Source organism: Serratia sp. Nf2 (assembly GCF_003028435.1).
GTDB classification, from domain to species: domain Bacteria; phylum Pseudomonadota; class Gammaproteobacteria; order Enterobacterales; family Enterobacteriaceae; genus Serratia; species Serratia marcescens_L.
On sequence record NZ_PYTW01000003.1, the window covers coordinates 73,560 to 96,249 of the forward strand.

Annotated in this window: 21 protein-coding genes; 10 read left to right on the top strand and 11 right to left on the bottom strand. The window is 61.5% G+C overall.

Annotated features, from left to right (window positions below; all coding sequences use genetic code 11):
* The first annotated feature begins 1 nt into the window (after position 1).
* Positions 2-1,270 (top strand): MFS transporter, encoded by a 1,269-nt coding sequence (locus C9411_RS08110; RefSeq protein ID WP_172837479.1) that lies wholly within the window; start codon positions 2-4, stop codon positions 1,268-1,270.
* Between the two features lie 51 nt (positions 1,271-1,321).
* Here C9411_RS08110 and C9411_RS08115 read toward each other — a convergent pair whose 3' ends face one another.
* Positions 1,322-2,569 (bottom strand): glycoside hydrolase family 10 protein, encoded by a 1,248-nt coding sequence (locus C9411_RS08115; RefSeq protein ID WP_369919398.1) that lies wholly within the window; start codon positions 2,567-2,569, stop codon positions 1,322-1,324.
* A gap of 168 nt (positions 2,570-2,737) precedes the next feature.
* Positions 2,738-4,534: a glycoside hydrolase family 3 protein gene (locus tag C9411_RS08120; RefSeq protein WP_107226841.1), complete on the bottom strand. Its 1,797-nt coding sequence runs from the start codon at positions 4,532-4,534 to the stop codon at positions 2,738-2,740.
* 331 nt (positions 4,535-4,865) lie between these two features.
* Between C9411_RS08120 and tus the strand changes: the two genes are divergently transcribed.
* Entirely contained in the window at positions 4,866-5,804 is a 939-nt protein-coding gene (gene tus, locus C9411_RS08125; RefSeq protein WP_041034965.1) for a DNA replication terminus site-binding protein, read from the top strand.
* Here tus and C9411_RS08130 read toward each other — a convergent pair.
* The 4 genes from C9411_RS08130 to C9411_RS08145 form a co-directional block, all read right to left on the bottom strand.
* Positions 5,794-6,162 carry a VOC family protein gene (locus C9411_RS08130; protein ID WP_028128189.1) on the bottom strand — a complete coding sequence of 123 codons (369 nt, stop codon included), beginning with the start codon at positions 6,160-6,162 and terminating at the stop codon, positions 5,794-5,796. The genes tus and C9411_RS08130 overlap by 11 nt on opposite strands.
* Positions 6,163-6,252: 90 nt before the next feature.
* Entirely contained in the window at positions 6,253-6,942 is a 690-nt protein-coding gene (locus C9411_RS08135) for a YafY family protein (protein WP_063989757.1), read from the bottom strand.
* 61 nt (positions 6,943-7,003) lie between these two features.
* Positions 7,004-8,401 carry a class II fumarate hydratase gene (gene fumC / locus C9411_RS08140; RefSeq protein ID WP_107226842.1) on the bottom strand — a complete coding sequence of 466 codons (1,398 nt, stop codon included), beginning with the start codon at positions 8,399-8,401 and terminating at the stop codon, positions 7,004-7,006.
* A gap of 229 nt (positions 8,402-8,630) precedes the next feature.
* The gene (locus C9411_RS08145) at positions 8,631-8,963 is read right to left on the bottom strand and encodes a hypothetical protein (protein ID WP_063989755.1); all 333 of its coding nucleotides are present in this window, start codon (positions 8,961-8,963) and stop codon (positions 8,631-8,633) included.
* 180 nt (positions 8,964-9,143) lie between these two features.
* Here C9411_RS08145 and C9411_RS25575 point away from each other — a divergent pair, with 180 nt between their 5' ends.
* The 3 genes from C9411_RS25575 (at position 9,144) to C9411_RS08155 (ending at position 12,291) form a co-directional block, all read left to right on the top strand.
* On the top strand, positions 9,144-9,419 hold the full coding sequence (locus tag C9411_RS25575; RefSeq protein WP_130018012.1) for a hypothetical protein: 276 nt from the start codon (positions 9,144-9,146) through the stop codon (positions 9,417-9,419).
* A gap of 20 nt (positions 9,420-9,439) precedes the next feature.
* Positions 9,440-10,618: a mannose-6-phosphate isomerase gene (gene manA / locus C9411_RS08150; protein WP_063990340.1), complete on the top strand. Its 1,179-nt coding sequence runs from the start codon at positions 9,440-9,442 to the stop codon at positions 10,616-10,618.
* 140 nt (positions 10,619-10,758) lie between these two features.
* Positions 10,759-12,291 carry a YdgA family protein gene (locus tag C9411_RS08155; protein WP_107226843.1) on the top strand — a complete coding sequence of 511 codons (1,533 nt, stop codon included), beginning with the start codon at positions 10,759-10,761 and terminating at the stop codon, positions 12,289-12,291.
* Positions 12,292-12,331: 40 nt separating this feature from the next.
* On the opposite strand, the gene C9411_RS08160 is transcribed toward C9411_RS08155, so the two are convergent.
* Entirely contained in the window at positions 12,332-13,498 is a 1,167-nt protein-coding gene (locus C9411_RS08160; RefSeq protein WP_107226844.1) for a serine hydrolase, read from the bottom strand.
* A 102-nt stretch (positions 13,499-13,600) separates the two neighbouring features.
* Here C9411_RS08160 and C9411_RS08165 point away from each other — a divergent pair, with 102 nt between their 5' ends.
* Positions 13,601-14,509, top strand: coding sequence for a LysR family transcriptional regulator (locus C9411_RS08165; RefSeq protein WP_107226845.1), 909 nt, complete (start codon positions 13,601-13,603; stop codon positions 14,507-14,509).
* A 27-nt stretch (positions 14,510-14,536) separates the two neighbouring features.
* Here C9411_RS08165 and blaSRT read toward each other — a convergent pair whose 3' ends face one another.
* Positions 14,537-15,673 (bottom strand): SRT/SST family class C beta-lactamase, encoded by a 1,137-nt coding sequence (gene blaSRT / locus C9411_RS08170; protein ID WP_107226846.1) that lies wholly within the window; start codon positions 15,671-15,673, stop codon positions 14,537-14,539.
* Positions 15,674-15,879: 206 nt separating this feature from the next.
* Here blaSRT and C9411_RS08175 point away from each other — a divergent pair, with 206 nt between their 5' ends.
* Positions 15,880-16,761 carry a LysR family transcriptional regulator gene (locus tag C9411_RS08175; protein ID WP_063989749.1) on the top strand — a complete coding sequence of 294 codons (882 nt, stop codon included), beginning with the start codon at positions 15,880-15,882 and terminating at the stop codon, positions 16,759-16,761.
* Here the strand turns inward: C9411_RS08175 and C9411_RS08180 are convergent.
* Entirely contained in the window at positions 16,758-17,789 is a 1,032-nt protein-coding gene (locus C9411_RS08180) for a Mal regulon transcriptional regulator MalI (protein WP_107226847.1), read from the bottom strand. The genes C9411_RS08175 and C9411_RS08180 overlap by 4 nt on opposite strands.
* A 223-nt stretch (positions 17,790-18,012) precedes the next feature.
* Between C9411_RS08180 and malX the strand changes: the two genes are divergently transcribed.
* On the top strand, positions 18,013-19,632 hold the full coding sequence (malX, locus tag C9411_RS08185) for a maltose/glucose-specific PTS transporter subunit IIBC (RefSeq protein ID WP_063989747.1): 1,620 nt from the start codon (positions 18,013-18,015) through the stop codon (positions 19,630-19,632).
* Positions 19,625-20,806, top strand: a complete 1,182-nt coding sequence (locus C9411_RS08190) for a MalY/PatB family protein (RefSeq protein WP_107226848.1) — start codon at positions 19,625-19,627, stop codon at positions 20,804-20,806. The genes malX and C9411_RS08190 overlap by 8 nt, the downstream gene beginning before the upstream one ends.
* A 32-nt stretch (positions 20,807-20,838) precedes the next feature.
* Here C9411_RS08190 and C9411_RS08195 read toward each other — a convergent pair whose 3' ends face one another.
* Positions 20,839-21,207, bottom strand: a complete 369-nt coding sequence (locus C9411_RS08195) for a hypothetical protein (RefSeq protein ID WP_063989745.1) — start codon at positions 21,205-21,207, stop codon at positions 20,839-20,841.
* Positions 21,204-21,800 carry an NUDIX domain-containing protein gene (locus C9411_RS08200; RefSeq protein WP_063989744.1) on the bottom strand — a complete coding sequence of 199 codons (597 nt, stop codon included), beginning with the start codon at positions 21,798-21,800 and terminating at the stop codon, positions 21,204-21,206. The genes C9411_RS08195 and C9411_RS08200 overlap by 4 nt, the downstream gene beginning before the upstream one ends.
* Positions 21,801-21,897: 97 nt before the next feature.
* Between C9411_RS08200 and C9411_RS08205 the strand changes: the two genes are divergently transcribed.
* A complete protein-coding gene (locus C9411_RS08205; protein WP_107226849.1) occupies positions 21,898-22,653 on the top strand; it encodes a DeoR/GlpR family DNA-binding transcription regulator in 756 nt (251 codons plus the stop codon).
* Positions 22,654-22,690: the final 37 nt, after the last annotated feature.

Consider the following 22,690-nt stretch of genomic DNA (forward strand, 5'->3'; position numbering starts at 1 on the left):
GATGCCGTCGACGCTGGCCGCCAACGATGACGCGGCCGCTGCGCCAAAAGTAAAACGCTCCACCCTCAACAACAAACTCCCCTATATCGAACGCGGCACGCCGCAGTTTATGCGCGTGACGCTGGCGCTGTTTTCCGCCGGGCTGGCGACCTTCGCGCTGCTCTACTGCGTGCAGCCGATCCTGCCGGTGCTATCGCAAGATTTTGGCGTCTCGCCGGCGGAAAGCAGCCTGTCGCTTTCGGTCTCCACCGGCCTGCTGGCGATCGGCCTGATGTTCACCGGGCCGCTGTCCGACGCCATTGGCCGCAAGTCGGTGATGGTAGTGGCGCTGCTGCTGGCGGCGGTCTGCACGCTGATCTGCGCCTTTATGACCAGTTGGCACGGCATTTTGCTGATGCGCGCGCTGATCGGCCTGTCGCTGAGCGGCGTGGCGGCGGTCGGCATGACCTACCTCAGCGAAGAGATTCACCCCAGCTTCGTCGCCTTCTCGATGGGGCTGTACATCAGCGGCAACTCGATCGGCGGCATGAGCGGCCGCCTGGTGACCGGGGTGTTGACCGACTTCTTCTCCTGGCGCGTATCGCTCGGAGTCATCGGCCTGTTCGCCCTTGCCGCCGCCTGCATGTTCTGGCGCATCCTGCCCGCTTCGCAGCATTTTCGCGCCAGTTCGCTGCGCCCGCGCACCCTGCTGATCAACTTCAAGCTGCATTGGCACGATAAGGGCCTGCCGCTGCTGTTCGCGGAAGGTTTCCTGCTGATGGGCAGCTTCGTCACCCTGTTCAACTACATCGGCTATCGCCTGCTGGCGGATCCTTACCACCTGAGCCAGGCGATTGTCGGCCTGCTGTCGGTGGTATACCTCACCGGCTCCTACAGCTCGCCCAAGGCCGGCGCGCTCACCTCGCGCTTCGGGCGCGGCCCGGTGCTACTGGCCTCGATCGTGATTATGCTGATCGGGATTCTGATTACCGCGCTGCCGCAGGTGCCGGCGATCTTTATCGGCATGATGCTGTTCACCGCCGGTTTCTTCGCCGCCCACTCGGTGGCCAGCAGCTGGATTGGCCGCCGTGCGCGCCGCGCCAAAGGCCAGGCGTCGTCGCTGTATCTGTTTTGTTATTACGTCGGATCCAGCGTGGCCGGCACCCTCGGCGGCGTGTTCTGGCACAGCTTCGGCTGGAATGGCGTGGCGGCGTTCATCAGTCTGATGCTGCTGCTGGCGCTGCTGGTGGTGCATTACCTGAAACGCCTGCCGGAAGCGGCCCGCCTCTGAAAAGAAAAAGCCGCGGTGGTTTGCCGCGGCTCGTCCTGCCAGTGCCTGTGATTATTGGCCGGTTTTCCAGCGGGTGCGCAGGTACTCCACCGCCTTGTCCGTTTGCGGCTCAGTCAGATAACGCTGCCTGAACAGGATGGTTCCCCCCATCCCCGGCAGGCTCTCGTTAAGATCCAGCTGCCTCTTCAGCTCGGGGACGCCGCCATCGACGGTCCAGGCCGGCTCGCTGGCCGCAGGCGTGCCCACTTTATACAGCGCCACCCCGGCATAGAGCCGGACTGATGTGCCCTTCACCACCTCGGCCCACCAGTTGGCCAGCACGTCGTAGCGGACAATTTCACGATCAAAAGGCCAATACAGCTGCGGCGCGATATAATCGAGCAGCCCCAGTTTGACCCACTGGCGCGTATCGGCATAGGCCGTATCGTACGATGGGCCCCCTGCCCGCGTCGCCGAGCCGGCAGGATCGTCCGCTTTGTTTCGCCAGACGCCCGCCGGGCTGACGCCAAACGCAACCGCGGGCTTCAACGCTCGGACGGTGGCTGAAACCTGTTTTATCAATTGCAGCGTGTTGTCCCTGCGCCAGGCGGCTTTGTCGGCAAATCCTTTTCCGTATGCGCGAAACGTTCGTTCATCATCCAGCGGCGATTGCGGCGTTTCATAATAGAAATAATCGTCAAACTGAATGCCGTCGACCTCATAGTTTTTGACAATTTCAGCCACCACGCTGGTGATCCAGTTGCGCACGTCGGGCAGACCGGGGTCGAGCACGAAGCGCTCGTTGGCGGTGCGTATCCAGTCGGGATGCAGCGCATAGACGCTGGCCGGCGGCGACTGCAGCGTATGATTGAGTGCGTCAATCGTTTGCTGTCGGGTATTCATGGAAACCCGATAAGGGTTCAGCCAGGCATGCACTTTGATGCCGCGCCGGTGCGCTTCTTGCAGCATAAAGGCCAGCGGATCGTACCCCGGATCCTGGCCCACGGTGCCGGTCAAGACTTCTGACCAGGGCAAGATGCTTGAGCGCCACAGGGCCGTGCCGTCCGGTTTAACCTGAAAATACACCGCGTTAATCCCGGTTTTCACCATCTCGTCCAGCGCGTCCGTCAGCCCCTGTTTCTGCAGGCGAACCCGCTCTTGCGCGGTTTCCGCTTTCAGGGAGGCCGCCGGCGGCCAGTCCAGGCCAATGACCGTGGCCAGCCAGATGCCCCGCATCGGTGTTATCGGCGGTGTCGGTTGCGGGGGCTTCTCCGGTTCGGGTGGCTTGGCGCATCCGCTCACGCCCAACATTGCGGCCATCAACAGCCATCCGCCTAATTTTGTTACGCCTGTCGGCATTCTGGTTCTCCTTCCGTGAGTGACGGTTATCCCATGTCGTTTCGTGCAGAGCAAGAAACTGCCCGCTTTCTCAACGCTATCAAGCTATCGGCGTCGCCCTGTTCAGACGACGCCGGTGTCCTTACCCCATTACCAGCTCAGCCCAGTTCCGCGCGGGAACGCCACCTTGCCCGTATTGGTTTCTACATCGTAGTCATGCCAGGTGTTGACCGGCAATTTGCCCTGCGGTGTGATTTTACCCGTCAGCACCTGCGCCAAAGAGACCATCGAAGGGCCACGCCACACGCCGCTGTCATACCCGTAGTAGGAATAGGTGGCGACGGCCGCCTCCACGTCTGCGGCATAGTTCACGATATCGTAAGGTGCGCGCAGTGAGAGGTGAATCCGTTTTTTCCCCTGCTCGGCGGCGTATTTCAACCAGCCCGGATAAGGGCTGCTGTCATCACCCGCCCCGGTAGCGGAGGTAACGACCCCATCCTGTTCAGCCGGCGTAAAGCGGGTTGAGAGGGTTCCGAGCAGGAACACGTCGCAGCCGGCAATATGTTCCCTGACCTGGGCGTCGCTCAGCTCCGTTTCCTTCGCGGCAACGACGTTCTGATACCCCTCCTGCGCCATCACGCGCGCAATGCCGTTGGCCTGCTCGCCCCATGGGGTCAGAATAAAGTAGCGCAGCGCCTTGTCCTTTAACGGCAACAGGCTGTGGCGATTGATCACCACGGTAATGGAACGATCGGCGATACGTTTTTCCAGCTTATGCGCTAACGACGCAACGTCGCTGGAACAGGGTTTCTCGCTATGGCCCATCAGGCTATGGCGTAATTTCAGGCACAAAATTCGCTCGACCGAGGCATCGATATCAGCCTCGCTGAGATGCCCCGTTTTCACCCTGTCTGCAAGGTAGCGGATCAGATCCGGCAGCAGGCTCGCCTGGGCCGGCGAGGCGATGCTGACAGGCATCAGGGCAATATCCACCCCGGCAGCAAAGACGTTTTCAGCCGCCGCTTGCTGGCTGAAATGCTCGGCAATCGCGCCCATATCCAGCGCATCTGAAATCGTTACGCCGGCATACCCCAACTCATTGCGCAGGATCTGGGTCTGAATTTCATGCGACATGGTGGCCGGCACCGTGATTTTTTCACCGCTGCGGGTATCGATCTGGCGGTTATCCAGTGCCGGATACTGAATATGCGCGGTCATCACCATGTCCGGCGCCGCGCAGCGATCGATGGCCTGCTTGTAAGGGGCGATGTCGATGGCAAAGGCCTCTTCCCGCGTGCGATCGACGCGCGGCAAACCGGTATGCGAGTCGGTGGAGGTGCTGCCGTGGCCGGGGAAGTGTTTATACGCGGTGATCAGCCCCTGGTGTTTCATGCCCGTCACCATTTTCTCTGCCAGACGGGAAACGGTGTTCTTATCATCGCTGAAGGCGCGAACGTTAATCACCGGGTTGAACGGGTTGGTGTTGACATCAACGACCGGGGCAAAGTTGGTATTGATATGCAACGCGCGCATATCCTGAGCCATCAGCTTGCCCTGTTCAACGGCGAGCTGTTCATCCGCGCCCCCTTCAATCGCCGCCGCCAGCGCCATATTGCCGGGGAATGAGGCATAGTCGCCGCGCGGCAGCCGGAAAACGTTACCGCCCTCGTTGTCCGTGCCAATAAACAAACGAATGCCGGCGTGGGTTTTCATCGCGGCATACCAGGCCGTCAACGTGTTGATCTGCTGCTTGTCTTTAAGATTATTGGCGAACAGGATCACCCCACCCACGTGGTTATCGGCGATCAGCTTGCCAATGGCTTCATCGGGGACGGTCATATCCTGATTGCTGCTACCGTTCCGATCCCAGTAGCGAAAATCCAGCATGATTTTTTGCCCGATCTTCTCTTCCAGCGTCATGTTTTTGACTTTCTGTTTAATATCCACAGTGAACCTCCGTTTAAAGCACCCGTTAATGACAGAAGAAAAGATAACCCCAAGGGCTCATAGCGTCCTGCCATTCTGTTTGTTCCAGCGTTTGGACAACGGCGATCGGAAAATGGATTAAACAAAACACAAACAAACAGGAGAAAATCCATCAATGAATCAAAACACTACGCATACCGGGTGTATTACGTGCCCTGGCGTAGAGGCCGCTATGGCGCATTTTCCGCTGGTAAGCCGGGTGGCCAGTGAAGCTGCCTACGGCGCAGGGGCCGATGTTGCCCCCTGTCCGCTACTCCTCTATAGTATGTTGTAACTAAAATAGGAGCGTGCAATGAGCAGATACGATGTGATTGGCCGGATGAACGCCTGCTTTACCGAGCTGGAGCAGGCGCTCGGCGCGCTGCAGCAGCAGATCGCCCCGCTGCGGTTGCTGGCGGCGCGGGTGTTCAGCCTGCCGGAGGTTGAAAAAGGCCAGGAACATCAGGCTATCTCGCATATCGCGGTCGAACAGCATGTGGGGCAAGCGGCGCGCGATCTGGCGCTGGAGCATTATCAGCGGCTGTTCATCCACCATAACCGGGAGAATGTCAGCAGCAAGGCCGCCGTGCGCCTGCCCGGCGTCCTCTGTCTGGCGGTGGAGCAGCCGGAGTATCAGGCGCTGCAAACGCAGTTGGCGCTGATCAACCGCCTGAAGGGCGAACTGGAACAGATTATCACCGTCGATTCCGGCCTGGCGCCGGAGCAGCGTTTCGAGTTCGTGCACACCCATCTGCACGGGCTGATTACCCTCAGCGCCTATCGCACCCTCACCGCCCTGACCAATCCCGACTCCGTGCGCTTCGGCTGGGCCAACAAGCACATCATCAAAAACGTCAAGCGGGACGACATCCTGGCGCAGCTGGAGAAAAGCCTGAAAGCCGGCCGCGCGGTACCGCCGCACAGCCGTGAACAGTGGGCTGCCCTGGTCAGCCGCGAGATAGACGACGTCAGCCGCCTGCCGCAGCACGCGACGCTGAAAATCAAGCGGCCGGTCAAAGTGCAGCCGATCGCCCGGGTGTGGTATCAGCAGCAGCAAAAACAGGTGCAACACCCCTGCCCGCTGCCGCTGATCGCCCTGTGTCAGGTTGAAAACGGCGCAGCGGTGCCGAAGATCGGCGAACTGCTCAACTACGACGTCGACGCGGTGAAACACCGCTACAAACCCGACGCCCGGCCGCTGCGGCTGCTGGTGCCGCGTCTGCATCTGTATACCGACGACGCTACTCGCTGAGGGCATACACCCGCAGGCGATGGCCGTCCGGATCTCGCGCCACGAAGGTGTAACCGAACTCCATCTCGGTCGGCGTTTGCTCAATCGGCAGCCCGAGTTCGCGCCACTGGTTATAGCGCGCTTCGACCTCTTGCGGATCCTGGCACAAAAAGCCCAGTTCACCGCCGCCACCGGTCAACGTGGCAGCGGGTTTTACCCCCTGTTTGGCCCACATTCCCAGCTTGAAGCCGTTGTTGAGCACGAACAGGGCGAAGCCAGGGGAAAGCTCTACCGGCGCCTGTCCCAGTAAACGTTGATAAAAGGCGGCGCTGTTCAGCGGGTTGTCGACGTAAAGCAGGGTCATGCTGGGAAGGGTCATCGGTCTGTCCTCTGGGTGATGGGAACCGGCCGGTTCCCGATAGGCACAGACTAAGGGGTGCGACTGACAGTTTATGGCAGCAACGTGCCGCTATTGCTCCGCAATGCCCTCACTGAGGCGCCACTCTTTCAGCAACCGCCGCCGGCCGCGCGGATAGCGCTGTTCCAAAGGCGTAGCAGCCTGAATGCGATCGAGGCGAAAATGGCGAAACGCCTGGCGCAGCTCACACCAGGCGACCAGCATCTGGAACTGCTCGAAAAAACCCAGCGCAAAGGGCCACAGCAGGCGTTCGCTGCGCTGCCCCGCCAGATCGAGATAGTCGATATGCAGCTTGCGCTCGCGGCGGATGGTGTCACGGATCAGCACCCGCATCGCATCCGCCACCGGCGGCGCCTGAACCGGCGCTATCAATAGCGTGTTGGCCTCCAGCGCCTCCCGCAGCGCCGGCGGCAGCACGTCGGCGATCTTGGCGAGCGCCTGGCCCGCCGCGCTCGCCAGCTGGCTGTCGCCGCGGCGGCTGACCCAACGCATCCCCAGCACCAGCGCTTCTGTTTCCGCCTGCGAGAACATCAGCGGCGGCAGCATAAAGCCGGGCCGTAGCACATAGCCGACACCCGCCTCGCCGACGATCTCCGCCCCCTGCTGCTGCAGCGTAGCGATATCGCGGTACAGCGTGCGCATGCTGATGCCCAGCGTTTGCGCCAGCGCATGACCCGCCACCGGATAACGGTGGCTGCGCAGCAGCTGCATCAGATCGAGTAAACGTTGCGCGCGCGACATCTTGATTTCTCCATAAAAAAGGGGCTTACCTCAGTAAGCCCCCGGTTGCCTCACAGATCAATCATTTCTGCATGCTGCCGACCATCGCTTCCGGCCGCACCCACTCGTCGAACTGCGCGTCGGTCAGGTAGCCGAGCTTCAGCGCCGCAGCTTTCAGCGTCAACCCTTCCTTGTGCGCTTTCTTGGCGATTTCCGCCGCCTTGTCGTAGCCGATATGGGTGTTGAGCGCCGTCACCAGCATCAGCGATTCGTTCAGCAGCTGGGTGATGCGATCGCGGTTCGGTTCGATGCCCACCGCGCAGTGCTCGTTGAAGCCCTGCATGCCGTCGGCCAGCAGGCGAATCGACTGCAGGTAGTTGTGGATCACCATCGGGCGGAATACGTTCAGCTCAAAGTTGCCGGAAGCACCGCCGATGTTCACCGCCACGTCGTTGCCCAGCACCTGGGCGCACAGCATGGTCATCGCCTCGCACTGGGTCGGGTTGACCTTGCCCGGCATGATGGAGCTGCCCGGTTCGTTCTCCGGGATCGAAATCTCGCCGATGCCGCAGCGTGGGCCGGACGCCAGCCAGCGCACGTCGTTGGCGATCTTCATCAGCGAAGCCGCCAGCCCTTTCAGCGCGCCATGCCCCTGCACCAGCGCGTCGCAGGTCGCCAGCGCTTCGAACTTGTTCGGAGCCGTGACGAACGGCTGATGGGTCAACTCCGCCAGCGCTTTAGCGACGCGCACCGCGTACTCCGGATGGGTGTTCAGCCCGGTGCCGACCGCCGTGCCGCCCAGCGCCAGCTCGGCGATGTGCGGGATACTGTCCTCGATGTGTTTCAGATTGTGCGCCAACATCGCCGCCCAACCGGAGATCTCCTGCCCCAGGGTCAGCGGCGTGGCGTCCTGCAGATGGGTGCGGCCGATTTTGACGATGTCACGGTAAGCTTCGGCCTTGTCGCTCAGCGTCTTGTGCAGCACTTTCAGCACGGGGATCAGGTGTTCGCGCAGCGCAATCACCGCCGCCACGTGCATCGCGGTGGGAAACACATCGTTGGAGCTCTGGCTTTTATTGACGTCGTCGTTCGGGTGCACCTTGCGCTCTTCACCGCGCACGCCACCCAGCAACTCGCTGGCGCGGTTGGCCAACACTTCGTTCATGTTCATGTTGGTCTGGGTGCCGGAACCGGTTTGCCAGATCGACAGCGGAAACTGGTCGGCATGGCTGTCCGCCAGCACTTCATCGGCGGCGTTGATGATGGCGGCGCCCCGTTCGGCCGGCAGCAGCCCCAGATCCACGTTCACCTGCGCGGCGGCGCGCTTGGTCAACGCCAGCGCGTGGATCAGCGCGGTCGGCATCTTTTCGGAGGAAATGCGGAAATGCGCCAACGAACGCTGGGTTTGCGCGCCCCACAGCTTGTCGGCCGGTACTTCGATGGGGCCCATAGAGTCTTTTTCGATACGAACGCCTGCCATCATTATCTCCTTAGCATAATTCCTAAAATTGTAGGGTTAGGCCGACGCGCTACCCCTCGTCGGCATGCACTCCCAGTATAGTGACATAATAACTATTCGCATTAAGAGAGTTATCTCACAGCACGTTTCATCTCTTTTACCCATTAACGACGCGGTTATTTTCCGCCGGTTAATCCGTGGCGAAATAAACGGCCGGGAATGAGCCTGGAGAATAAAAACGTGGGTAGCATTAACGCGGATGACGCAAATTAAAATTATTGATGCGCTGTGCCTGTAAATGATTGAGTTCATCGATACGTTGTTGCTGCAGATGATTGATCTCGTCGTAGGCGTCCTGCCGTTCATTATGCCGATAGGCCCCGGTCGCCACCGCGCCGGCGGTGAGTGCCAACGGATGCGCCACAGGCGCGATCGCAGCGGGAGCCGCGACCGGCGCGGGTGCAACGACGATCGGCACCGGCGCGATCACCACGGTGCGCGGCGCGGCGTAGGGATAGGTGACAATCACCGCCGCCTGGGCTGCGCCGGTGCAAAGCCCCAACAGCAACAACAGTTTTTTCATGCAACAGACCTCTTGTTTCGTTAAATCGACTCGTTAGCCGTTACGGTAAAGGGGTCTGGCGCGCAGGTTTAAGCTCGGCGTGTGATCGCCCGGCGCAGTGCAAAAATAATAATAAGGGAATGGCTCAGACGGTAAAAAATAAATTCAGCCGACATATTTTGACATGCTGGAAAATAAATAATGATGCAGGATAAACGGGCTATCGGCAATAATCCCGCGGTTCCAAAGAATAATCGATCGGCGGGTTTTCCGGGCCACCTTGAGGCCCGCGCGCCAATTGAGGCGCCGATCGTTATCACGCTATACTTTGGCCCCGTTGCCGGGCGCGGCGTTATCCGGCGTTATGTTGATCGCGCCCATGATTTTTCCTGCCGACGCGGGGGTATGATGGTTGTCGGCACAGATTCAATTAACCGTATAAAATCAGTAAATTATTGTCACCCGGTACGACAATGACGCTAAGGATGTTTATCGACATGCAAAAAATGACCAACGCGGTACAAAATTACGCCTGGGGCAGCCACGATGCGCTGACCCGCCTTTACGGCATCGCCAACCCGGATAATCAGCCGATGGCCGAACTGTGGATGGGCGCCCATCCCAAGAGCCCTTCCCGCGTGCCGGGCGCCGACGGCGAACTGCGTTCGCTGCGCGATCTGATCGATGAAGACCAGCCAAAACAGCTGGGTGCCAACGTCGCAAGCCGCTTTGGCGAGTTGCCGTTCCTGTTTAAAGTACTCTGCGCCGATCAGCCATTGTCGATCCAGGTCCACCCGAGCAAAGCGGCGGCCGAGATCGGCTTCGCAAAAGAGAATGCCGCCGGCATTCCGCTGAGCGCCGCCGAACGCAACTATAAAGATCCCAACCACAAGCCCGAGCTGGTGTTCGCCCTGACGCCGTTCCTGGCGATGAACGGCTTTCGCGAACTGGCCGATATCGTTTCCCTGCTGCAGCCGATTGCCGGCGCACACCACGACATCGCCGCCTTCCTGCAACAGCCGGACACCGCGCATCTCGCTACCCTGTTCGCCAGCCTGTTGACGATGAGCGGCGAACAAAAGTCGCTGGCGCTCGGCGTGCTGAAAGCCGCGCTCAACAACCAGCAGGGGGAACCCTGGGATACCGTGCGCTTTATCGCCGGCTTTTATCCGGACGACAGCGGCCTGTTCTCACCGCTGCTGCTGAACGTGGTGCAGCTCGCGCCGGGCGAAGCGATGTTCCTGTATGCCGAAACGCCGCACGCCTACCTGAAAGGGGTGGCGCTGGAGGTGATGGCCAACTCGGATAACGTGCTGCGCGCGGGCCTGACGCCGAAATTCATCGACGTGCCTGAACTGCTGGCTAATCTGCAGTTCCGCCCGCAGCCGGCTTCCGGCCTGCTGACCCAGCCGGAGCAACGCGGCAACGCGCTGTTCTTCCCGATCCCGGTGGAGGATTTCGCCTTCTCGCTGCACGATTTGACCGCCGCACCACAGGCGCTGGCACAGCGGAGCGCCGCCATCGTGTTCTGCGTCACCGGCGAAGCGACGCTGGAAAAATCCGGGCAACGCCTGACGCTCAAACCGGGCGAATCCTGCTTTATCGGGGCTTTCGAATCCCCGGTCAACGTCAGCGGCAGCGGCCGCATCGCCAGGGTTTATAACCAGCTGGCCTAACCGTTGATAAATTTCAGCAAATTGCTTGCTGAAAGCGAGAGCTACCCCCACAATTAAACGCCTGCGGGCGTTTTTTGTCGGCCCCTATTTGCCCCTCCCGCGCAACGGAGGGTGATAAGAAAAAAGGATGAAACAGAGCTATGAAAAAATCGTTAGTCGCTGTCAGCGTCATTGTGGTTCTTGGCGCAGCATGGACCGGGGCATCCTGGTACACCGGGAAACTGATCGAGCAGCACATGGGCGAAGTCGTCGACAACGCCAACGGCCAGCTGAAAGCCTACCTGCCGAAAGCCGGCGTCAAGCTGAGCTATGAAAATTACCAGCGCGGCCTGTTCAGCAGTAAAGTGCGTTATGTGCTGCGTTCCGACGGCACGGATACCAGTGAAAACGCGGCGCTGAAAGCCGGTGAAGAAGTGGCGTTCCTGGAAACCATCGATCACGGCCCGTTCCCCTTCGCCCAGCTGAAAAAATTCAATCTGCTGCCGAGCATGGCGTCGGTGCATACCGAGCTGGAAAATACCCCGGCGGTGAAGGGCCTGTTTGACACCACCAAAGGCAAATCGCTGTTTACCGCCGATTCGCGCATCTCTTACAGCGGGGACACTTCGTCCGCCATCGACATCATCCCGCTGGACTACCAAAAAGATAAGTCTTCGCTGAAATTCAGCGGCGCCACCATTAACGCCGACGTGTCCAGCGATCTGAAAAAATTCGTGCTGGACGCCAATAGCGACAATATCGTGTTCGCCAGCCCGAACGAATTCGGTCAAAACGAGCAGATCACCTTCCAGGGCTTCAACCTGAAAGGCAACAGCAACGAGAGCAAGTTCGGCGTGAAGCTCGGCGATCAGACGATGATGCTGAAGCAGTTCAAACTGACGATCGACGGTAAAGATACCGTGGCGTTGGACGGTTTCAACCTGGTGAGCAAGTTCGGCGAGCAAGGCAGCAGCAACATCGGCGGCCAGATCGACTACACCATGGACGCGCTCAAGGTGCAGGGCAACGACTTCGGCGCCGGCAAGCTGGCGCTGAAAATCGACAACGTCGACGGCAAAGCGCTGAAAGACTTCGCCGACAGCTACAACCGCCAGACCATGGCGCTGCTGCAACAGGGCGAGAACCTGGATCCGGCCGTGTATGAGCAGCAAAACGCCGAACTGCTGCAAAAGAACCTGCCGCTGCTGCTGAAAGGCAACCCGAGCCTCAGCATCGCACCGCTGAGCTGGAAAAACAGCAAGGGCGAGAGCACCTTCACGCTGGATCTGGCGCTGACCGATCCGAGCAAGGCCGCTTCCCCGGCACAATCGCCGGATCAGCTGATCGCCCAGGCGGTTAAAAAGCTGGATATCAATCTGACCATTCCGGAAGCGATGGCCACCGAAGTGACCGCGAAAACCGCGCTGTTGCAGGGTTACAATGAGGAAGACGCGCAGAAACTGGCGCAGCAGCAAGTACAGGGCCTGGCGGCCATGGGCCAGATGTTCAAGCTGACCACCCAGAAAGACGGCGTGATCGCGAGCACGTTCCACTATGCCGACAATCAGGTTGATTTCAACGGCAACAAAATGTCGCTGCAGGAGTTCATCGGTCAGTTCGCCATGCTGGGCGCCCCGGCGGAAGACGCTGAACCGGCGCAGGAAGCGGAACCCGCTCCGGCACCGGCGCAGTAATCGCCTGAAAGTCTGATCAAGGGCCCCTGCGGGGCCCTTTTTATTTACCCATTTCCGCGGCGTAAACCGCATCGCGGATCTGCTGCGGATAGCGGCCGCACATGCCTTCAAACGCGGTGTTGGTCAGTATCACCACGCTCAGCTGCGCCTGTGGATCAAAGAACCAGCTGTGGCCGTAAACCCCACCCCAGGTCAGCGTGCCGGCCTGCTGCGGCGTCTGCGCCGCTTCTGCGTCCACCAGCAGCGCCCCGCCAAAACCGAATCCCCAGCCCGGCCCTTGCGTTTGCGCCTGCGCGCCCACGTGCGGGCTGCGCAGCAACGCCACCGTGTCCGGCTGCAAAATGCCCTGCCCGCCGCTGCGTAATGCCTCCACCAGCTTCAGCACGTCGTCGGCATCGCCGACCATGCCCGCGCCGCCAGAAGGATAGGCCCCGGCGTTGAGCGCCCGCATCGGTGAAAACAGCACTTCGCCCCCCGCCATCTCCTCCGGTAGCGCCACCCGCAGGCCTTCATGCATGCGCTGCGGCCCCTGCGGGGTGTTGTAATACGGCGTCGCCAGGTTCGCGGCGTCCGTCGCATGGAACGCGGTATTGCCGAGCCCCAGCGGCTGCGCCACCCATTCGACAAACAGCTGCGGCAGCGGCATGCCCGTCACCCGTTCCAGCACCGCGCCAAGCACGTCGATCGCCAGCGAATAGTTGAAGCGCTCCCCCGGTGCCGACAGCAACGGCGCCTGCGCCAACAGCCGCAGGTTTTGCTCCAGCGTCAGCGTCGACAGCTCCACGCCGTCCTGGATCCCCAACTGATGATAAACGCCTGCCGGCGGCTGGTTCAGCCGATAGTCCAGCCCCGCGGTATGGCTCAGCAAATGACGAATCTTGATCGCCGGGCGCCGGCCGTCGGCGAGCGCCGGGGTAAACCACGGCAGCCAGTCGCTGACCGCGTCGTCCAGGCTCAGCTTGCCCTGTTCTATCAGGCGCAGCGCCGCCAGCGTGGTATAGGGTTTGGAGACCGACGACAGCCGGAACTGCGTTTCTCGCCGCATCGGCCGCCGCGCTTCGCGATCGGCATAGCCGGCCGCCCCGGCGTAGCAAATCTCGCCCTGCCGCGCCACCAGCACTACGCTGCCCACGATGCGCCCTTCGGCCATCGCCTGTTGATCGATCGCCGCGATCCGTTCTGTTAACGCCCGTTGTTCTGCCGACATGATTTTTATCTCTCTGATGGAAAGTAAAATCAGTCTAAAACGTTCGTCATAAATTAAAATAAGGCATAATTTAATGAATCATTAAGCACAGGTTATTGATAGATGAGTTCACTCCTGCAGCTGCTGCCCTATTTCGAAGCCGTCGCACGCCTGGGCAACTTTACTCGCGCGGCCAGCCAGCTGGGCGTCACGCCACCGGCGGTATCGCAAAACATTCAGGCGCTGGAGAATCAGCTGGGAGTGCGGTTATTTCACCGCACCAGCCGCTCGGTGCGTCTCAGCGACGAGGGCCGGTTGTTCTATCAGAAGGTATCGCCGGCGATGAGCCAGATCGACGTGGCGGCGGACGACGTGCGCGCCCTGGGCGCACAGCCGGCGGGCCTGCTGCGCATCACGCTGCCGCAGCTGGCCGCCTCGCTGCTGGTGATGCCGCACCTGGCGGAATTTCAACGGCGCTATCCCGAAGTGCAGCTGGAGCTGTTTACCGAAGACCGCTTTTCCGATCTGGTGCTGGGCAGTTTCGATGCCGGCATTCGCATGCACGCCATGCTGCAAAAGGACATGATCGCCGTGCCGATCGACAACGGCCAGCGCCGGGTGCTGGTCGCCTCGCCCGACTATCTGGCGCGCTGCGGCGTACCGGCCACGCCGGACGATCTGCCTGCTCACCACTGCCTGCGCTACCGTTTCCCCGGCAGCGGCAAACTGGAACCCTGGTATTTTAGCCTGGGCGACGATGAACGCGCGCTGGACGTTAGCGGCAGTTTGATTTTTAACGAAGATCGGCTGATCAAGGATGCAGCGTTGGCGGGCCTGGGTATCGCACAGCGTTTTCAGGGCACGGTGTTGCAGGCGCTGGCACAGGGGCAACTGGTGGAAGTGCTGCCGGGTTTCGCCAGCGAAGCGTCGGGGTTTTTCATCTACTTTCCCGCCGGCAGGCACCTGCCGCTCAAGCTGCGCGCCTTTATCGATTTCATGCGCGAGCAACGTGAACGACAGCATCGGTGGTAGGGGCGCCTCGCCGGGCGCCCCTGACCGTCAGCGCTTCTCCAGCGCCTGGATGATGTGGTAAGCCGCCTCGACGCGATCGTCGTTCGGGAACCACTTATTGGCCAGCATCACCACAGCGATATTTTTCGCCGGGATAAATACCGCATAGGTGGAGAAACCGCCGGTGGAGCCGGTTTTGTTATACCAACCGGCGCGCAATTCCGGCTGCGGCGGCGTGATGGCGGTGGCCGGCGTACCGTTCATGATCATCCCGGCATTGTTGCCTGCAATCAAACGCGACAGTTTCACCGGATAGGGGTAGTTCTCCCACATCAGATCCTGCGTGAACGCACCCGCCTTGTAATAGCCGACATGGGTGGCGGCCAGCGCGTCGCGCCACGGCTGCGCCACCTTCACCTGCTGCAGGTTGGCGTCCAGGTAGCGAATCAGATCGCGGGCGTTGGACTTGATGCCATAAGACTCGGCGTCCAGCGGGCCGGGATTGACCCGCACCGGTTTATCGTCCTTGCTGTAACCCTGCGCATAGTTGGCCATCTGCGCCGCCGGCACCTGAACGTAGGTGTGGCTCATGCCCAACGCCGGCAGCATCCCCTGTTCCATCGCCTGGATAAACGGCTGGTCGAGGCTCTTGGCGGCGATCATGCCCAGCATGCCGATGCCGAGGTTGGAATAGACGCGGTAGCTGCCCGCCGGGTGTTTCGGCTGCCAGGCCCGGTAGTAGGCCATCAGCTGGGCGTTGTCGGTCACGTCGTCCGGCACGAACAGCGGCAGGCCGGAGGTATGCGTCGCCAGATTCAGCAGGCTGACGCCGTCGAAGGCGCTGCCGCGCAGCTCGGGCAGGTAGCGGCTGGCCGGGTCTTTAAACGACAGCTTGCCCTGCTGCTGCGCATAGACCGCCAGCGTCGCGGTGAAGGTTTTGCTCAGCGAGCCCACTTCGAACAGCGTCTGCTCGGTGATCGGTTTGCCGGTCTGCTTCGAGGCGACGCCGTACGGGTAAATCTGCTGTTTGCCGTCGACCGACACGGCGATCGCCATGCCCGGCACGCCGTATTTTTTCATCAGCGGCTGAATAACGGCGTCGATATCCTGCTGCTGCGCGGCCTGTGCGGTCGGCAGGATCAGTGCGGCGATCAGCGCGGCCGCCAGGCGGTTCATTTTTGTCATGATAGAAGCTCTTAGGTTGCAGGGCATCGGCCGCGGCCAAAAGTTTTTGTTGGCGTTATACACGGCGCTTTCCCTGATTGATGATGTCATTCCTTTACGGCTGCCACGACTCTCTCAGCAGCCGCGCCAAATATCGGATTTTGCCGCCGGGTTGACAAGCGATAATAATTTCAGCCAGCATAAAGAAAAACTAATGGCTATCGACAATGCGCAATCGACTTCCCCTCAACGCCCTGCGGGCGTTCGAATCCTCCGCCCGCCACCTGAACTTCACCCGCGCCGGTCTGGAGCTGCGCGTCACCCAGGCCGCCGTCAGCCAACAGGTGCGCATGCTGGAAGAACAGCTGGGCATTCAGCTGTTCCGCCGCCTGCCGCGCGGGCTGGATCTAACCGAAGAGGGCCAGGCGCTGCTGCCGGTGTTGAGCGACGCCTTCGACCGCATTGAGGCAGTGCTGCAACAGTTCGAAGGCGGGCATTTCCACGAGGTGCTGACGGTGGCGGTGGTCGGCACCTTCGCCGTCGGCTGGCTGATGCCGCGGCTGGCGGCGTTCCGCACGGCGCACCCGTTTATCGATCTGCGGGTGCTGACCCACAACAACCTGGTTAATCTGTCGGCCGACGGCATGGATTTCGCCATCCGCTTCGGCGAGGGGCTCTGGCCCGCCACCTGCAATATCAAGCTGTTCGACGCGCCGCTGACGGTGCTCTGCCCGCCGTCGGTCGCCGCGCGTCTGCGCACGCCGCAGGATCTGCAGCACGAGCAGCTGATGCGCACCTACCGCAAGGATGAATGGGAGCGCTGGTTCACCGCGGCGCAGGTGACGCCGTGGCGGATCAACGGCCCGGTGTTCGACTCGTCGAGGCTGATGGTGGAAGGCGCGATCCAGTGCGACGGCGTAGCGCTGGCGCCGGTCAGCATGTTCCGCCGCGAACTGGCCGCCGGCGCGCTGCAGCGGCCGTTCGCCGCCGAGGCCGCGCTCGGCGCCTATTGGCTGACCCATTTGAAATCGCGGGATCTGACGCCGGCGATGAAGACCTTTATCGGTTGGATCCGCCGGGAGGCGGAAGAGGAACAGCAGCAGGGTTAGGCGGAGCCGCGCCGGATCAGCGTCGGGGGCAGAATGACGTTCTGCGCCGGCAGGTCAGCGTCACCGATGCGCTGCAGCAGGCGCGCGGCGGCGCTGCGCCCCACTTCCCGCGCCGAACTGGAGACGAAGGTCAGCGGTGGCTCGGTCAGTTCGGCCTCCGGCACGTCGCCGAAGCCGATCAGCGCCACCTGCCGCCCGTAGTAGGCGTCTACCCCGTCCGAACCGATGCTGCGGCCGCTGCGCGCTAGGCCAAAATAGGCGCCGAGCGCCACCGACGCCTTGTGGCAGACGATGGCGGTAATGTTCGGGTAATGGCGCAGCAGTTGCTCCGCCGCTTCCGCCGCCTCGCGCTGCCGGCAATCGCACTCGACGATCCATTCGCTGCGAAACGGCAGGCCGTACTGCACCAGCGTGGCGCAAAAGCCGCCCAGCCGCTCGGCGCGCGTCAATGAATCGCTCTGGCCGCCGAGGTAGGCGATTTGGCTGTGGCCCCGCTTGATCAAAAATTCGGTGGCCAGCTTGGCGGCCTGCATGTTGTCCGGCCGTACCACGTCCACGCCATCGAGACCGCTGGAGCGCGCCACGCAGACCAGCGGTACGCCCTGTTCGGCCGCCTTCTCCTTCAGGCCCACCGCCGCGCGAATGCCGCCCGCCAGCACGATGCCGTCGACGCCCTGCGCCAGCAGCGCGTCAAACGCCCGCTGCAAGCCCTGGCCATCGCGCCCGCTCTGCGTCAAAAACAGCAGCTTGTCGTGCGCCTCCAGCGCTTCGCTCAGCCCGGCGGTCATTTCGGCATAGAAGGGTTCGCAGATGTCGCGCAGAATAAGGCCAATCACCCCGGACTCCCCGCCGCGCAGCGTCGCCGCCTGGCGATTACGCACGTAACCCAGCTGCTCTATCGCCTGATTGACCTTCTCGACGGTGGTCGGCGAAATGCGCCCCTTGCCGCTCAACACCAGGGAAACCGTGGTGACCGACACGCCAGCCTGCTGCGCCACATCGGTGATGGTGATTTTTTTGATGCTCATAGTCTCTGCGAACCCGTTCCTGGGCAACCCGCGCCGTAATGATCAAGGGTATACCGAATCCGTTAGCTCAGTAAAACGTTTTACTGCCTGCCGCATTGTCGCCAAAAACCGGGCGGCAGATTTGTGATTGGCGGCGCATTTTTGCTAGGTAAAACGTTTTATCTTCTTTTTACCTAATCAGAAGTCCCCTTTTTGCTCGTCTTTTCGCCAGGAGAAGTCGGTTATGTCAGCAGCTAACAAACCAAAAATCACCCTCTGGGAGTTCTTCCAGAGCCTGGGCAAAACGTTCATGTTGCCCGTCGCCTTGCTCTCTTTCTGCGGCATCATGCTGGGGATCGGCAGCTCGCTGAGCAGCCGCGACGTGATCACCCTGATGCCGTTTATCGGCCATCCGATCTTCCAGCTGATTTTTACCTGGATGAGCAAGGTAGGCTCCTTCGCCTTCAGCTTCCTGCCGGTGATGTTCGCCATCGCCATTCCGCTGGGCATGGCGCGCGAAAACAAGGGCGTTGCCGCCTTCTCCGGCTTCGTCGGCTTCGCCGTGCTGAATCTGGGTACCAATTTCTACCTGACCGCCGCCGGCGTGCTGCCCACCAGCGATCCGCTGGTGCTGAAAGCCAACAACATCCAGAACATTCTCGGTATTCAGTCGATCGATACCGGCATCCTCGGCGCGGTGATCGTCGGCATCATCGTTTATCGCCTGCATGAACGCTTCCACACCATCCGCCTGCCGGACGCGCTGGCGTTCTTCGGCGGCACGCGCTTCGTACCGATCGTCACCACCGTGGTGCTGGGCCTGTGCGGCCTGGTGATCCCGCTGATCTGGCCGTGGTTCGCCGCCGGCATCACCGGCTTGGGCTGGGTGATCAACAGCGCCGGCGCCTTTGGCCCGATGCTGTTCGGCACCGGCGAACGCTTGCTGCTGCCGTTTGGCCTGCAGCACATTCTGGTGGCGCTGATCCGCTTTACCGAGGCGGGCGGCACCATGGAAGTGTGCGGCCACAGCGTCAGCGGCGCCCTGACCATCTTCCAGGCGCAGCTCTCCTGCCCGACCACCACCGGCTTCGCCGAAAGCGCCACTCGCTTCCTGTCGCAGGGTAAAATGCCGGCGTTCCTCGGCGGGCTGCCGGGCGCGGCGCTGGCGATGTACCACTGCGCCAAACCGGAGAACCGCCATAAAATCAAAGGACTGTTGATTTCCGGCGTGGTGGCCTGCGTGGTCGGCGGCACCACCGAGCCGATCGAGTTCCTGTTCCTGTTCGTCGCGCCGTTCCTCTACCTGATCCACGCGCTGCTCACCGGGTTGGGCTTTACCGTGATGGCGCTGCTGGGCGTGACCATCGGCAACACCGACGGCAACATCATCGACTTCGTGGTGTTCGGCATTCTGCACGGCACCGCCACCAAGTGGTATCTGGTGCCGGTGGTGGCCGCCGTCTGGTTTGTCGGCTATTACGCCATTTTCCGCTTCGCCATCCAGCGCTTTAACATCAAAACGCCGGGCCGCGAAAGCGACAGCGCCGTCAGCCAGAGCGCGCCGGCCGGCGCGGTGGGCAAATCCGGCTACAATGTGCCGGCGATTCTGGCGGCGCTCGGCGGCCCGGACAACATTATCACGCTGGACAACTGCATCACCCGCCTGCGCCTGTCGGTCAACGACATGAGCCGGGTGGACGACGCGGTGCTGAAGGCCAATCGCGCCATCGGCGTAGTGCATCTCAACGACCATAATTTGCAGGTGGTGATCGGCCCGCAGGTGCAATCGGTGAAGGATGAATTAGACTCACTGATAGCCACGGCGCAACCTGCCGCGGCGCTGCAGGGAGCCACCCATGTTTGATTTCTCCACCCCGATCGACCGCCACGGCACCTGGTGCACCCAGTGGGACTATATCGCCGATCGCTTCGGCAGCGCCGATCTGCTGCCGTTCACCATCTCCGATATGGATTTCGCCACTGCGCCATGCATTCTCGAGGCGTTGCAGCGGCGCCTGCAGCACGGCGTGCTGGGCTACAGCCGCTGGCAGCATGAGGATTTTCTCGGCGCGCTGCGCCACTGGTATCAGCAACGTTTCAACACCGCTATCGACACCGCAACGGCGGTGTACGGCCCTTCCGTTATCTACATGGCGGCGCAGCTGATCCGCCAATGGTCCGTACCGGGCGACTATGTGGTGACCCATACCCCGGCCTACGACGCCTTCTACAAGGTGATCCTCGCCAACCAACGCCAGCTGTTGGCCTGCCCGCTGCACAAAGCCGGCGACGACTGGCGCTGCGACATGGCGCACCTTGAGGCGTTGCTGGCGCGGCCGCAAACCAAGATCCTGCTGCTGTGCAGCCCGCATAACCCCACCGGCAAAGTGTGGCGCCGCGACGAGCTGCAGCAGATGGCCGAACTGTGCGAGCGCCACGACGTGCGCGTCATCAGCGATGAGATCCACATGGACATGGTCTGGGGGGAACGCCGCCATACGCCGTGGAGCCAGGTGGCGACCGGCGCCTGGGCCCTGCTGACCTCCGGCTCCAAGAGTTTCAACATTCCGGCGCTGACCGGTGCCTACGGCTTCATCAGCGACGATGCCAGCCGCGAAGCCTACTTCCAGCAGCTCAAAGCCCGCGACGGCCTCTCCTCGCCGGCGGTGCTGGCGGTGGCCGCGCACGTGGCCGCCTATCGCCACGGCGAACCCTGGTTGGATTCCCTGCGCGACTACCTGCAGGATAATCTGACCTACGTCGCCGAGCGGTTGGAACAAGCGTTTCCGGCGCTGGGCTGGCGCCCGCCGCAGGCCACTTACCTGGCCTGGATCGATCTGCGGCCGCTGGCCGTAGACGATCGGGCGCTGCAGCAGGTGCTGATCGAGCGCGAAAAGGTGGCGATCATGCCGGGCTTTACCTACGGCGAGGAAGGCCGCGGGTTCCTGCGCCTCAACGTCGGTTGCCCACGCAGCAAGCTGGAGGCCGGCATGGACAAACTGATCGCCGGATTGCGGTTGGTGCTGGGCGACCAATAGCGCGAGGGGGCGAGCCTCTGCCCGCCCCGCGATTACCCCTGAACAGGCGGGATCGCCTCCAGGCAGCGATAGACCGTCAGGCCCCATTCGTTGGCCAGCCGCACGTCGTTATCGGCCCCCGCAGACGCCCCTTCGATGCGATACACTGCCTGACACTGCGCAATCAACCGGTGGGCCACCGGGTAGAGAAACGCCTCGCTCACCGCATCGCCAACCTGAGTGGAACCCGCCGCCGCCGCCAAAGGCAGCGCCAGCCACTCGCCGATCACCGGCACGTGCCCCCGTTGGTAAACCGCCAGCGCCGCCCGTTCCAGGCGCGCCAGATTGGCGGCGATACGCTGCGGATCGCCATCGGTGCCGCTGCGATAGGGGCCGGCGATCAGGATTTGTTGGGCTTTCATCGTTCTTCCTCCAAGATCCGGTTCAAGGCGACAAACTGCAGCAGCATGATGGTCTTGGCGTCAACAATCGTGCCCTGGCGAACCGCCTGCAGGGCTTGCGCCAGCGGCAGCTCGAGCACCTCCAGATCTTCCCCCTCCGCCGCCACTCCGCCGCCCTCGTTGATGCGGTCGCCCGCCTGATATTCACCGACGAAAAAGTGCAGCTTCTCGGTGACCGAGCCGGGACTCATATAGGCTTCGAACACCTTCTCCACGTTCTGCACGAAATAGCCGGTTTCCTCTTCCGCTTCGGCGCGGATGCGCGCCTCCGGCGACGCGTTGTCCAGCAAGCCGGCGGCGGCCTCAATCAACATGCCGTCATGGCCGTTGACGAACACCGGAAAGCGGAACTGGCGCGTCAGGACCACCGTTTGCGCCTGCCGGTTGAACAGCAAAATTACCGCGCCGTCGCCACGATCGTAAGTCTCACGGCTCTGTCGCTGCCAAACGCCGTCGCGCCGCAAAAAGTCAAAGGTGGTTTTTTTCAGCAGGTACCAGTCATCGGACAACACCCGGGTTTCGACAATGCGAATCCTGTCTTTGGTGGCTATCATCGGTTTACTCCGCCTTAGGAAGGAAATTGATACTATCGTGCAATTTCGTGTATGATCAAGATATTTCGTGCAAAGCAAATTTGAGAGGAAAATGGCCATGTTGACCAGCCAGCGCAAGAAAATCATCCTGGAAAAACTGGCCCAGGACGGCCAGGTGTTGGCCAAGCAGCTCAGCGAAATGTTTGGGTTGTCGGAAGATACTGTCCGGCGCGATCTGCGCGAACTGGACGCCGAGGGGTTGCTGCAGCGGGTACATGGCGGCGCCCTGTCGGTTTCCTCTGCCATTGCCAGCTTCGCCGAGCGCAATCAGTTGGAATCCGGCGCCAAACGCGCGATCGCCAAAGCCGCAGCGTCGATGATCGCCCCCGGCCAGGTAGCGATCATCGACGGTGGCACCACCTCTGCAGAACTGGTCAGGCAGCTGCCGCCCAATCTGAATGCCACTATCGTCACCCACAGCCCCAGCGTCGCCGTGGGCCTGGTCGATCACCCCACGGTGGAGGTGATCCTGATCGGCGGCCGGCTGTACAAACATTCGATCGTCAGCGTTGGCGCCGCCGCGGTGGAAGCGATGTCGCATATTCGCGCCGATATCTATTTTATGGGCGTGACCGGGGTACACCCCACTGCGGGGCTGAGCACCGGCGATCTGGAAGAGGCCTACATCAAGCGGGCGCTGGCGGCCCGCGCGGCGGAAACCGTGGTGTTGGCTTCAGCCGCCAAGCTTAACGCCGCCTCGCAGTATGCGATCGGTGACATTACGCTGGCGCATACCATCATCGTTGAACGCGCCACCGACGATGCGCTGCTTGCGCCGTTGCAGCAGGCGGGCGTCAGCGTGTTGAAAGCCTGATTCACGACAATAATGCGATACACCTCGCATTATTTGT